General features: G+C 44.1%; 12 protein-coding genes. All 12 read left to right on the forward strand.

The genetic code is table 11. The features are described from left to right. Positions 1-807, forward strand: coding sequence for a hypothetical protein (locus tag JZ784_RS05095; RefSeq protein WP_346314041.1), 807 nt, complete (start codon positions 1-3; stop codon positions 805-807). After that, positions 800-1,309: a hypothetical protein gene (locus JZ784_RS05100; RefSeq protein WP_346314042.1), complete on the forward strand. Its 510-nt coding sequence runs from the start codon at positions 800-802 to the stop codon at positions 1,307-1,309. The genes JZ784_RS05095 and JZ784_RS05100 overlap by 8 nt, the downstream gene beginning before the upstream one ends. A 142-nt stretch (positions 1,310-1,451) precedes the next feature. Next, positions 1,452-2,918, forward strand: coding sequence for a DUF2971 domain-containing protein (locus JZ784_RS05105; RefSeq protein ID WP_346314043.1), 1,467 nt, complete (start codon positions 1,452-1,454; stop codon positions 2,916-2,918). A gap of 181 nt (positions 2,919-3,099) precedes the next feature. Beyond that, positions 3,100-5,103 (forward strand): Hint domain-containing homing endonuclease, encoded by a 2,004-nt coding sequence (locus JZ784_RS05110; RefSeq protein WP_346314044.1) that lies wholly within the window; start codon positions 3,100-3,102, stop codon positions 5,101-5,103. 78 nt (positions 5,104-5,181) lie between these two features. After that, positions 5,182-7,251 carry a phage tail protein gene (locus tag JZ784_RS05115; protein ID WP_346314045.1) on the forward strand — a complete coding sequence of 690 codons (2,070 nt, stop codon included), beginning with the start codon at positions 5,182-5,184 and terminating at the stop codon, positions 7,249-7,251. A 107-nt stretch (positions 7,252-7,358) separates the two neighbouring features. Further along, positions 7,359-7,628, forward strand: a complete 270-nt coding sequence (locus JZ784_RS05120) for a hypothetical protein (protein WP_346314046.1) — start codon at positions 7,359-7,361, stop codon at positions 7,626-7,628. Positions 7,629-7,640: 12 nt separating this feature from the next. Next, positions 7,641-8,747, forward strand: a complete 1,107-nt coding sequence (locus tag JZ784_RS05125; protein ID WP_346314047.1) for a hypothetical protein — start codon at positions 7,641-7,643, stop codon at positions 8,745-8,747. Beyond that, a complete protein-coding gene (locus tag JZ784_RS05130; protein WP_346314048.1) occupies positions 8,747-9,304 on the forward strand; it encodes a hypothetical protein in 558 nt (185 codons plus the stop codon). The genes JZ784_RS05125 and JZ784_RS05130 overlap by 1 nt, the downstream gene beginning before the upstream one ends. A gap of 22 nt (positions 9,305-9,326) precedes the next feature. Then, positions 9,327-9,629: a hypothetical protein gene (locus JZ784_RS05135; RefSeq protein WP_346314049.1), complete on the forward strand. Its 303-nt coding sequence runs from the start codon at positions 9,327-9,329 to the stop codon at positions 9,627-9,629. A 147-nt stretch (positions 9,630-9,776) separates the two neighbouring features. Continuing rightward, positions 9,777-11,540 carry a hypothetical protein gene (locus JZ784_RS05140; protein ID WP_346314050.1) on the forward strand — a complete coding sequence of 588 codons (1,764 nt, stop codon included), beginning with the start codon at positions 9,777-9,779 and terminating at the stop codon, positions 11,538-11,540. A gap of 70 nt (positions 11,541-11,610) precedes the next feature. Next, positions 11,611-12,264 carry a hypothetical protein gene (locus JZ784_RS05145; RefSeq protein WP_346314051.1) on the forward strand — a complete coding sequence of 218 codons (654 nt, stop codon included), beginning with the start codon at positions 11,611-11,613 and terminating at the stop codon, positions 12,262-12,264. After that, complete coding sequence (locus tag JZ784_RS05150) at positions 12,257-13,177, forward strand: BspA family leucine-rich repeat surface protein (RefSeq protein WP_346314052.1); 921 nt, start codon at positions 12,257-12,259, stop codon at positions 13,175-13,177. The genes JZ784_RS05145 and JZ784_RS05150 overlap by 8 nt, the downstream gene beginning before the upstream one ends. Positions 13,178-13,250 lie beyond the last annotated feature (73 nt).

The following is a 13,250-nucleotide window of genomic DNA, read 5'->3' on the forward strand; positions in this document are numbered from 1 at the left end:
ATGAGCTTGCCCAAAGATCCTCAGAAATGCATTCAAGATGCCTGGTATAAAATGCTGGTCGATTTTCGGGCATGGTTCATGCCTGAAACTGTTCAGACGAAAGAATGGAAAAATCGGAATATCAGCACTGCAATAAAGTCCTGTCCAAGCCGCCTCATGGATGATTCAGAATCGATGTTGGCTGAGTACCGCAAAAGCCAAAATGCGGATGTCTCCGGCGGCGCTACGGCGTTTATGCCCATTATGCTGACGGCCACGGCGCTGATTGATCAGCCGCCCGATGTCAGCCAGTTATTGCCGGTACCGTACTTTGTGCCGGCAGTGATCGACGAAAAGTATGTGAAGATCCGCTTAGTCGCAAAAACAGTCCGAGCGCAATTGGCTTTTTACGCGACAAACCCGCATGATGCGCGGTCAGTATGCGATCAGTTTTGCACCTATATGCAGGATGATGTTAAGCGTCGTGTAGAAGTTCCATTTGAGATATCCAGTACACATTCTGAATTCAGTAGCTTCACCGTTTTAGAAAACCAGTTGTTCCCATCACCGGTTCCCAGTGATGCCATCAACCTGTCTATTTTCACGATCGATGTGCAGCTGATCGGCTATGTTCCGCAGATTCTGGGACTGGGCGGGCCGAATGATAACAATACTGACAATGGCTATGACCCAGACGGATCTGCAATAGAAAAACCATTGAAAGACGATGTGGTAATTCAGGCGGATAAGTTTGCTGAAGATGGGCATGTCCGTATACATGCTGATAGAGACACGGGCGCCATTACGGAGGAAAATATTCGTGAGTGAAAAGATCCGCATAGACAGCCGAGTGACTGGCTTCTCAGATCAGCCGGTACGACTGATGGCAATGTGCTATCAGGACACAGGCGAAATCTTGTTGCAAAAGTCGGAGATCTACACAACGTTGGCTGTGCCGCCGGATTTGCGAAAAAATACCGTGGTTGTAACTGATTCACCCAATTTAATTAAGAATTGGCAGTTGAAATTTGATGCGCAGCAGCATCTTGAAGAAGTGATCCGCATTTACCAGGCAAGCTACCGCGGTGGGCTGGTCGAGTTTGAACCGTCAATTGCGCGCTACAATCCAATGAATATTCTGCAAGTACGGAAAATTGATAAGCGGGGCATGCAGCAAGAGTTTGACAGCAGTTCATTAGACAACGGACATATTGCTGCGCTGCTGGCGATCTGGGCGAGTCATAAGATAGCGACAGGCTACGGAGTAATGTCGAATCAGGTACAGAAAGTGGATGATATAGATCCGTCGATGTTGCCGTTTAGTATTTAATATCATTATGAGCTGTATAAAGTAATTGTTCTTTTCTTTAGCATTAGCTGAGTCGAGTCATAGGTATGAATTATAACCATATTGCATTGATAGCATAGGTTTATTAGTATGCATTTATACATTCTAAATAGTAATTATAATTATGGATCAATTGTTTTATAGATTCCGTAAGGTTGAGAATTTACTTGGCCCATATAAAGAACTTGAAAATCAAAGTATTTTTTTTGCTTCTCCTGAAGATCTCAATGATCCTATGGAAGGGTTTAGTGATATCTATTGGAGTGGAGATAAAATAGTTTGGGAAAACTTATTTAGAAATTATGTTATCTGTTTAGAACATATATATGCTCAACACTGTATCGGTGGGGGAGAATTGAGTGAAATTACAGCTAATGATATTTTACCTAATTTAAATATAGATGATTACCCAACGCCAATGTATAAACAATTGGTAACTGAAATTATTGAAGATTTTTTTAATGATAATATAAGATTATTAATAGATAAAATTCAGTCAAGAACTACATACATAAAACAAGAAGAATTACATTTTTATTTGCAAAGTATTCACTACTATGCATTGCTGACTATAATCAGAAAGTATCAAAGTAAAGGGCTAATTGGTTTTGAGAAAGAGATATTACAAGATGATTTTTATAATGACAGTATCAAGCGTATAAATGATGAAATTATAGAAAATATTGAGAATTTGATAAAGGAACTTGGTGAAGAAGCTGTTTCTCATTTATTTGGTACATATCTTAGAACTAATAGTCAAATGGATTTGTTAGTGGAGTATAATAAAATCCATCCGAATCTTAAGAATCTTAAGAATTTTAAATTTATTTTTTATTCCTTTACTGAAAATTATCTAAGAAGATTAGAAACGCTTTGTTGTCCTGATTGGTATACTGCTTGTTTTATGACTGAATCAGAAAATTCGTCCGTTTGGGGGAATTATGGCGAGAATCATACCGGTGTTTGTCTCATTTTTAAACCAGAATTAGATGGCGATAAATACAATTTACCTCTCAAATCTTTTACAGGTTACACTCAATACAAAGATGAGAAACCAATTCCAAACTACGATTTACGGAGGTTTCAGCTTTATCCAATTGACTATGAGTCAGAATTTCTCAGTTTTAATTTTTTCACTAATCTAGGCCAGTTAAACCGTCCAACATTAAGTAAGATGTGGCTATCAAACTCAAAGGGTGAGCATAGCAATTGCGCAACGGAAATTAGGGAAGATATAGAAAAGTGGAGAAAAAAATATTGGGATAATTTTATTAAAAGAAATACAATAAAATCTAAGGATTGGTCTTATGAAAATGAGTATAGATTAATTTTAAATGGTAATTTTCATGATTTTACTGATAAAAAACTTCGAACTTTATATTATGATTTTGAGTCTTTAGTTGGATTGATTTTTGGGATAAGTACAAAGGATGAAGATAAACTTAAAATAATGAATATTATTGAAAAAAAATGTAGAGAAAGTAAGAGGAGTGATTTTAATTTTTATCAAGCATATTATTCACCACGAGATAAATGTATAAAACACTTACCTTTGTCTCTTTTAAAGTTTAAAGAAGAGTCAACTGAGTAACTTTAAAATTAAGTGTAGTAATTTTATGAAATTATAAATGTTTTTTTATGGTTAGTAGCTAGTGCTTATACACATAATTCAATTTATATAAATATATCAGCATTTATAATTACTGGAACCGCATAAAATCACATCAAATTTAAAAACTTAGAATAAAAACAAGATCTAACTAAGTTTTTCAATGGCACTCCAACCTCTTGAAGAAATCCCCGAATGGTGGGAACTCTGCACCCGCTACCGCTACGATATCTATGCGTTTGCGGTTGAAGCGCTGGGCATTACTCCGACATGGCAGCAGGAGCTTTTATTTGAGTCAATTGCATTTGACGGCAGCCGCACGTCTGTAGCATCTGGCCATGGCTGTTTTGGAAAAGGAACTAAGATCCGCTTAGCAAATGGTAAGTGGAAGCGTGTTGAAAATATAACGATCAATGACGCCGTAATGGGCAGTGACGGCATTACCCCGCGGGAAGTGATCAGCACCGTTACTGGCTGGCAGGATCTTTACCGGTTTGAATATGAAAATGGCAAAAGCCATGTCTACAATAAGTCTCATATCCTCTGCCTGGTCGCGCTTGAAACAAAGAACGGCTGGAAAGCCGGCGATACCATGGAAGTGCTGGTCTCCAAATGGCAGGAATGGCCAGAAGAAACCAAATGTCAATTTGCCGCTTATGAGCTGAAGCATAAGAAATACTTCCCAGTACGCATTGAGCGCGCCGTATCGCTGGGCGAAGGCGAGTATTTCGGCTTTGTACTGGATGGTGATTCTACTTTCCTCACTGCTGACGGCATGGTGCATCACAATACAGGTAAAACCGCTTCTGCAGGCATTGTAGGGCTCTGGCATCTGCTGTTCTTTATTGAATCGATTATGATGTTTACTGCCCCGCAAATTGGGCAGCTGAAAAAACAAGTGTGGAAAGAAATCAGCATTAACCTGGCGCGGCTTAAAAATGGCCCGCTGGCTTGGCTGGCCGATTATGTCGGTTTTCAGTCAGAACTGGTTTACATCAAAGGATCGAAAGAAAAGTGGTATGTCTTTGCCAAGACAGCCCCAAAGCATCAGCCGACTAACCTTGCTGGTAACCATGGCGACAATTACATGGTTTGGGTGGATGAGGCCAGCGGTGTAGCGGATGAAGTCCTTGATGTTGCTTTTGGTGCCTTAACGCACGAAGACAACCGTGCTGTAATGACTTCGCAGCCCACCCGTAATGCGGGTATGTTCTATGAAACGCATCATACACTGAGCCACCGCTCTGGCGGAGTGTGGACCGCGCTTACATTCAACGGTGAAGAATCGCCGCTGGTCAGTAAGCAGTCTTTGCTGGAGCAGCGTCAAAAGTACGGCAGCCGCGATGATCCACAATATCAAATTCGTGTACTTGGGCAATTTCCTGACCGTGCCGATGAATTCCTTATAACCAAGCGCCAGGCAGAAGATATGTACTGTGGCGCTTCCATATTTGCTGAGCATATTTTTGGCTATGTGATCACGGTTGATGTCGGCGGCGGGGTTGGCCGAGACGATTCTGTTATTGCTGTATCTAAAGTCTGGGGTGAAGCACAATGGGGGGATCGGGCGCGGCGGGTTGAAGTGGTTGATATACCACTGTGCAAGAATAAAGATGATATTACTGAGCTGTTCGCAAAAATTCACGAATGCATTTTGAAGTATCCGAATGCCACGCTGGTTGTAGATGACAACGGTGCAGGAAAAGGCTTAGGTCAGCTGCTGAAGAAGAACGGCATCTGGTATATGCCTGTGCACTGGGGCGGCGCCTGCTTCAATAATGACAACCGCAAGGAATATGTGAATAAGCGCGCCTTGGCTTATGTGGGTCTGTACCGGGCGGTAGAGCAAGGCCGGTTTAAAATTAAAACCGTTAAGTTCAAGATTAAGGTGCAGGCTCAAATTATTAAGATCCCTTATACATTTGATGAGCACAGCCGCTATAAGATTTTCAGTAAGGATGAAATGAAGCGCATGGGGATTAAATCTCCCGATTTGGGTGATGTTTTCGCCTTCTTATTTCTGGAAAATGTTTTCTATACCGAAGCATATGAAAATGTTGCTGTCTTGGATGAAAGTCCTGAGGCGCAGGAACAGGCTGCTAGAAAATCACGTTTCAGCCAGCTGAAAGAAGCCGCGGAAAAAGAATTTGGAACAGATGGACAGTAAGGGACATTCATTGGAACTGAACCCGCCAGACTTTCCACGTACCCCTAACAATACCCAAAGTGATTAATTGGGTGGATTATGGCAATTCAGTTTTATTTAACGGATGCGGGAAGAGCTGCAGTACTCGATGCTGAAAAAATGGGCTTAAGCATTACGCTGTCACATATCGGTGTGGGCACAGCAAAATATAACCCTCAGACTGCAGCGTCGAATACAGCGCTGGTTGCTGAATTGGAGCAGTATCCGCTCAATGGCGGCAGCGTTGAGCCGGTATCAAGGACACTGCGGTTTATTTCAAATATTGAACCGACAGTGACTGTAGACTGCTTTGAAATTGGCTTATTTACTTCCTCTGGCATTTTATTTGCCATCGCTTCGACAACGGGTAATTCTCCATTAATCCGCTTGGTTGCTGATATCGTTTGTATTGCCACATTCGGTATGAAAGTTGAGGACATCAATGTAGAAAATCTAGTGATCCAGCTAGATCCGCACGCGCCTATTTCAGTGGCTTTGATGAACCAGCATTTGGCGCACTCGAACCCGCATCCGCAATACCCTTTGTCAAAAGAACTGGCCAACATCATCTGGCATGTCGGCTCTTGGCATGGAACAGATAGCACGCAATATGATCCATCTGTAGCATTAAGGCCGCTGTTCGGACACGATACCAGCTGGATGCTGCTGCCGCATATACCATATGGGGTCGAAGATATTAATCAGCCGGTTGGGGCAATCACCGGCATTTCTTCAGGATCAGCAATAAAAGCATTCACAACACGCATTTGGAAACGTCTGCGTGACGGAACTTCAGCGCCGGCTTACAGCTTAACTGCTGATAAAGCCGTGGTCGATGAAGGCAGTAAAGTTACTTTCAAACTGGTTACCTCTGGGCTGGATGAAGGAACGCCCGTGGATTGGCTGATTACCGGCATTCAGGAAGATGATATTTCACCAAGTGCTTTAAGCGGTCAATTTATCGTTGATGCCACAGGTAAAGCGTCCTATACCCTAGACGTTGTGGAAGATAATAAAACAGAAGGCACCGAATTCCTGAAGTTTGCTTTAACGTACATTCCGAACAAACAAGTCAGTGTACTGATTGTTGATACAAGCAAATACCCAGAAGGCGTGATTACGTATTATGAAGGGATTCATGAAATAGAGATCCTGCCGAATCAAACTGTGCAATTTCATCTGCATGGCGCTATGGGCGGCGGCGGCGGGTCGATCTGGTCGGGTTCAGGCGCCTCAGCCAATGCAACGGATGGCGGTGAAGTTTCCTGCACGATTGACACTGCAATTTTAACTGCCAGCGGAGGTAAAGCGGGTACTGGTGGAGAATGGGGCAATGGATCATCTTTTCATAATGGCCAGCCGGGTAAAGGCGGTTTACCTGCAGTCATTGATGCAGCCAATCTTTTTGAGAATATTGAAGAAACTGCCGGTATTAATGCGATTACTTATGACCGATGGAGCACTCAGAAAGGTGCTGATGCGCTGCCGTCAATTTTAGGTCAAATGCCTGGAGGCGGCAATGGGGCTTGGGGAATCGGGGATGATGCATGGTCATATGGCGGTGCTGCAGGTTCAGGCGCGCGGATACGGGCTATTTATACCAATATTAGCAGTCAGCGTGTAACTGCTAAAATTGCAGTCGGCAAATTCGGTGAAGGCTGGAAAAGCTGGGGCAATGCAGGTACAGACGGCGGGATCGGATTTGCGATCGTAGAAACCTACAATGACAACATTGAAGAGGTTGCTCCGCCAGTACCCGTTTTAACGATGAAGAACATTGCTCCAATCACTGATCCAGCGCCAGAAGATGTAGTTACAGTGAGCGGTACAATCTTAACCAATGGTATTGCGATGCCTTATGAAGTCAAAGTGAAAATTGGTGCAGCCGAAGTCAGTGCGGTGATCAGTACAGAGCAAAATTCCGATAATAGCTATGATTGGTCCGCAGTTATTAGCGTTGGAGGCTTAACGCAAAATACGCTGGTCAAAGCGCAAGGCAATGCAAAGCACTTAATTTATCCCGACTTAATCAGTGAATTCAGCAATGCTGTTCAGAAAACTCTAGCAGTTACGATTACGCCGGAGCCGGAGCCGGAGCCGGAGCCTGAACCGGAACCTGGAACTGAGTAGTTTCAATTTAAGCCCCGCGGTCATGTGGGGCTTTTTAGTTTGGAATTGGCAGGTTTGTAATAATCAACTGGCTACTACCATATTTAAAACGGCTTGAAGCAGCAGCAATGATTAATGAATACCGCAATGCCATCCGCGACCATATCAACCGCTTAATTAAGCAGGGCAAGTTGAATCAGCTGATTGTCTGGGATATTCAGCAGGACGAAGCTCAAGATCCAACATTATTGAGTTTAAGAATGTACGGCTCAAGGGCATATACAGATGTTATTCAAGTTGCATGCGGTACCAGCGGCATCTGGGAAAAATTGCCGGTAAAAAGAATAGCGGTCCCCCTGATCTCGGATGTTCTTAAATTTCGCCGTGAATATCTCTAAGGAATATGACTCATGGCTAACCCAACTCCTGATCAATTGCAGCAGGCCCATAAGCAAATGCAGGAAGCGCTGCGAAAAGGTGGGTTGCGCCGTGATCTTCAAGGCCGCAGAAGCGCTGACAGCAAGCAGCGCGGCGAAGCTGATAAAGAATTCAACTATGATGAATTCGGCAGGAAAATTCCCAAGCCTACTTTTTTAAGACCTGCAGATATTGAAAAAGGTGAGAAGTACGATATTGAACGCGTGCTGTATACAACGCTTGGGCAGCAAAAAGGGGAAGTCCCAAGAAAGATCACCCGCGAAGATATTATGGCCTTCAAGGACAATATTGACCTTTTGCGGGAGCATTATTCTACAGGCATCAGTATTCAAAATATTATCAACTTAAGCCATGCCGATGATATCGACCGCGCAAATGAGCAAATACATCTTGTGGTACCGCTAAGCCGAAAAGACAGTCTTGTGCATCTCATGACCAATGCAGGACCGAAAAGCAAGGTGACGAATCATCACGTTGAAATTGAGTTCAGTAGCTTCAGTTCATTGGTTTCAAGCACCAGTCAAAATGCCGTTAATTTGGTTAAACGCTGGTTAGCGGGCGGCAAAATAAAATTCGAGTGTGACTGTGAGCGGCATACATTTTGGTACCGCTATATGGCCACGATTGGCGGCTACGCCTTAGGACGCAAGGAAAATGGCTACCCGAAGCTTAGAAACCCGTTACTGTCCGGTGTTGCGTGCAAGCATGTTCTTAAAGCTGTGCATTGGATTCAATCTCCTTCAGGTGTTGAGTACCTTAAAAAAGAAATCAAAAAGGACCGAACCAAGCAGCTCAGTGTGCGAAAAAAACAGACGGATAAGCAAATTCTGGCAGAGCTGGACCAGCAAATAAGCAGTCTGAATAAAGAGACGAAGGGCAAGATTCAGCCAAATATGCAGAAGGCCGAAAAGGAAATGATCCGCCGCGCTGCAAAGGTGGCGAAGGAGTATTTTGCTGAGCAGGGAAAACAGGCCAAACACATTCAGGATGCGCAGGACCGGACAAAATACACAGAATGGCGCAATAGCGGAATTGTGACAGATGAGGTTTATCAGGAATTGATGCGGAGATTTAAATAATGCTGAATAGAGCAGTCAACCGTATAGCCAATGGCCGCCATATGGCCGCGCGCCGTATTGTGATGAATACCCTGACAAGCATTCCAGCTCAGGTTTGGCGCAAGCGCATTGTGTACAGCAATCCAGCTGATGCGGGCAAGTCAGCAGATCCGCTTTCATTTGAAGCCAATGCGCTGTCTATTCGGGACGAGCCGAACTATGAATATGATCCGGTCGGGCACGCTTTCGTGCTGGCGGACAAATTTAACGGCGGATATATCCATAAGAACAATTCCATGAATAACCCTTCTGATCTGGCAATTTTGGCACAGATTGAAGTCTATGACGCCAATTTGCCCACTTTGGCGGAACAGCTGCTGCAAGTGCCGGATACAGTTCTGAATGAAGGTGACTTGCTGGGGCTGATGGTCTACGAGGGTTTTATTCTGTGGTTTGAAATTGTTGGAATCAGCGGGCAAACCTGGATGTCTGATTTCGGCAAAAAGTATGTGTTGAACCGCCGTGATGAAATTGGACTTGATCCAGTGAAAAGCGAAGTTGAATCTCGAACAAACTAATTTTTTAAACAGGGTTGAAGCGATGTCTTATTTAATTTTTCAAGAGCGTGGAAAGAAAGCGGGTGATCGGGGGATGGCAATTCAATGCACATCAGCAATTTTCAATTACCAGGTTATTGGTGCCGGTGCAGCAGTTGAATTCTCTGGCAGCAATAAAACAGATGCTGACCCGCTTGCAGATGAACATTGGGAACCCATTGTGGCCTTGCAAGCAGGCATACCAGATTCAGAACCGTTTCGGCAGCATGTGTGGGATAAGATCCGCTATAAAGTGACTGCAGGCGACAGTGTTGAAATTTATGTCTCCAGCGGTGTTAGCGGATAAGGCTGTTTGACGGCTTTAAAAAAAAACCTGCAATTAAGCAGGTTTTTTTATTTAGGTAATTTCATTGGAACTGTATAGAACAGCCTTTTCCAAGTCATGAGAACCTATTTTCATCAAAGATTTTAGACCCATGACAGGTAAAAAAATATGTCTCTATCTGATTTAATGCAGCAGCAATTCCAAGCGCAAATGCTAGCAACACAGCAATGCCAGAACTATTTCTATAAAGACGGTGAAGAAACTGGCTTTGACAGCGCTATGGGGATGCCGGACATTCGCCCACAGGCGCTGAACGAATTACTTGATATTATGGGCTTTGACAGTGCGGCCGATGTAGATGGCGCGATTAAACTGGGTATCAGTCAATATCAATACTGTCATGGCGGTGAATTACCGCATCCATCTATCATTGCCGCAGCATTAAGCAATGGTGTTGCAATTGCTAAAAAAGTCCGCGGCTTCAGTGACCAAACGACTCAAGGCTATGCAAATTTAGAAAAAGGCTTTGATGACATCAGCAATACGCATCAGGAATCAGTCAGTATTGTGCCTGCGCTATCAGTGACTACGATTGCAACTACGATTGCGTATGCATCGCCAATCGTGGCTTATATCCCGAATAGTAATGGTTCAAATGAAGTACCGATCGTTGCGGCGCGTTTTGTCACTGACCGTGCATTTGGCGCAATGAAAAAAAATGATTATCTGGACGGTGTTCAAGCCGCGAAGCCATATGCTGAAGGACGTTTCCGTTTTGCACTCAGCAATGGCGGTGCTGGCGCTGTATATACAGTAGTTGCTCATTCCCATTACGCGGACTATGCGGCTAAAACACCGGATACCAATGCGCCGCTGCTGCCATTCATCAGCGGTAATATTTCAATCCGTATTGGCGGGAAGGAAGTAGCGCACACCCGCAACCGCAGCAAATCTAAAATGGCCGGCTCTATTTCTGCGATTGCTGAAAAAACTGCAAATATTGGCGGCGAAGAATACTCAGTGACTTCAAGCAGTATTAATTTGGATACCAGTGCGATTTCGGTCACTTTGAATAAAGCGCTGCCAGACGGCATTAAGCTTGAAGTGTGTTTAATTGCCGATTTTGATGCGCGTGATACATCCAATAAATTCAAGATGGAACCGGTTGGCGTCAGCATGGAACCTGAATACGAAACACTGGTCAGCGCGCCGATCATGACGCAAATCCGCGCATCCAAACTGCTGGTCAATCAGATTTCAAGCGAGTTGAATGTTGGCTTTGTCGGAACCGCTTTAGGCTTGATGCAAGGTAAAATTTATCTTGAACAGACCATCCGTCTGCTGGGTGAAGGCAAAGACCGTGCTTTATACAATGGCCGCGAGTTTACCTTTGATGCTTCCCGTGGTGTGACTGGCAATTTGGCGGCGGCATATAACACTTCAGGCGATTTGTTCGGCGAATTCACAAAGTATCTTGAAACTGCGAAATTAGGGATTGTTCAGGATTCTGGCGGCGCGACAGTCGGATTTGATTTATATGTCGGCGATTCGGCTAAAATTTTCTTTGCTCAGCTGTCTTCTGACAAAATGCCAGTGAAAACAGGTGCAACTGCTGGCCACGGTCAAATTGTTCGTATCGGCACACTGGCAGACGGCACTAATGTGTATCACGTGCCAAGTTCGGCAGAAGTATTGACTGAAGCAGGCCAAGCTTTTGAAATGCTGCTGATTGGCCGAGGTAATGAGCCTGTACGCAATCCATTTATCGGCTTCACTGAAATGCCGCTGACTGTGAGTGAAGCCACCCCAGATCCGCGTGAACAGCTGATTGCCTTGATTGGATCACAGGCTGCAGAGCTTAACCCTCTGGACCGCTATGCGGATCAGTTTGCATTGATCAACGCGATCAACATGCCAAAACTCAAAAACTAAAATTCAGCAAATTAAGGCGCATTGAATATGCGCCTTATTTCATTTTCTAATTTGATAAAGGGTGATTAAGATGACTCAAGCCGACCCAAATGTTCCAGCAGAAAAAGCCGCTGCAGCCAAAAAACGCATGACTAAACCGAAAGCTGCTGCGGTGAGTGAAGTACTTGTGCCAGCGGAAGCGGAAGTACAGCAAGCTGCAGATCCTGCGCCTGCCACAGCAGAACAGCTTGAAAAAGCTGATGAAGCTTTAGAAAAGGACAGCACTGATTCAGGACCTTCATTGTCATCAGCAGAAACTGAATTGCTTGCTGAAGCCGACAAATCTGAATCGTCGGATTTATCCGAAAAAGCAAATGATAAGGCTGTTCCTGCATCGGTTATTTTAGAACCCTCAGCAGATTTGCCTGAAAAAGATGAGGTTGTACCGACTCCGGAATCGGTCGCTTTAGAGCCTTCAGCAGCTTTGCAAGTGCCAAGTGATGAAGCAGAAGGCAAAGCGTATGCAACTTCTAAACAAATACAAGCCTCATCACAGCACCGCATATATGTGACTGTTAAAAATATGGGTATGCAGGCAGTATTCGAGCCGTTATCCAAGACATCAATTAAGCCTGGTGAATCAGTTGAAATCGGCTGTAAATCAAATCAATTTAAATCGGAAGTTGTAAATAACTTGCAGCAGTTTATTGGCCTAGGCAAACGATTGGAGATCAAAAATGCATGAATATAATGGCTCAAATCCGCTGCTTGATGCACTGGGTGACGAGCCTAGTGTTAAAGTCATCAGCATGACGAATTCCTCTGCTTATGCGGTGACAGAGCCATTAACGCAAGTGCTTTTGAAACCAAATGAAGTGACTGTTATTCAAGTTACGGGTGCGGCGGCTTTAGAGCATATAATTTCGAATTTAGGGCAAATTAATGCCTTAAAAGCAAATATTATTCAGCATGAATTACATGAGCCTGAGAATTCTGCGAATGCCATGGTAATGCGCGTTTCGGAAGAAGCGGACTCTGTGACTTTGGCCATCGGTGGAGGGCCATTTCAGATTAATTGGGGGGATGGCACGGTTGAAGCCGTCACCGAGGGTTATGTAACCCATGAATATGCTTCCCGCGCAGAATGGCGTATTGTCCTTGATAAGGAACAGGGAAGTGCAAACCCATCCCCAATGGAGCTGGGCACCGCAGTTGGTATCAAAGAAGTCATTGCGTGGTGGGGCGAAGGATACGAAGCCTTGCGGTTTATTGATTCTGAAGAAGACATCCTTCGGGATAAGCTGATTAAAGTTCCAAGCATTGCGCCAAAAGTATTCCCGCTTGAGCGCGGCGAATTCGCACCAATTTTCGCTGCATGCACTCAAATCAATGATCCAAATATTAGCTCTTGGGATGTGTCTTTATGGCCGAATTTGAGCGGCATGTTCCAGCTTGCAAACTTATTCAATCAACCACTAAACTGGGATGTATCGAATGCTGGCAACATGAACGGAATGTTCCAAGGGGCAGCATCATTTGATCAAGATTTATCAAGCTGGTGTGTATCAAACATTCTGTCTGAGCCGGAAGGATTTGCAGCTGGTTCGCAATTGCAGCCTGATCATTTCCCGGTTTGGGGCACGTGCCCTGTTAAATAAGCTGTAATTTGTTTATTGCAAAACCATAACCCTGCTTCGGCAGGGTTTTTTATTGGAACTAATAAGAAGTTTG

The sequence above is a fragment of the Acinetobacter sp. CWB-B33 genome, from assembly GCF_039655955.1.
Taxonomy (GTDB): Bacteria; Pseudomonadota; Gammaproteobacteria; order Pseudomonadales; family Moraxellaceae; genus Acinetobacter; species Acinetobacter bouvetii.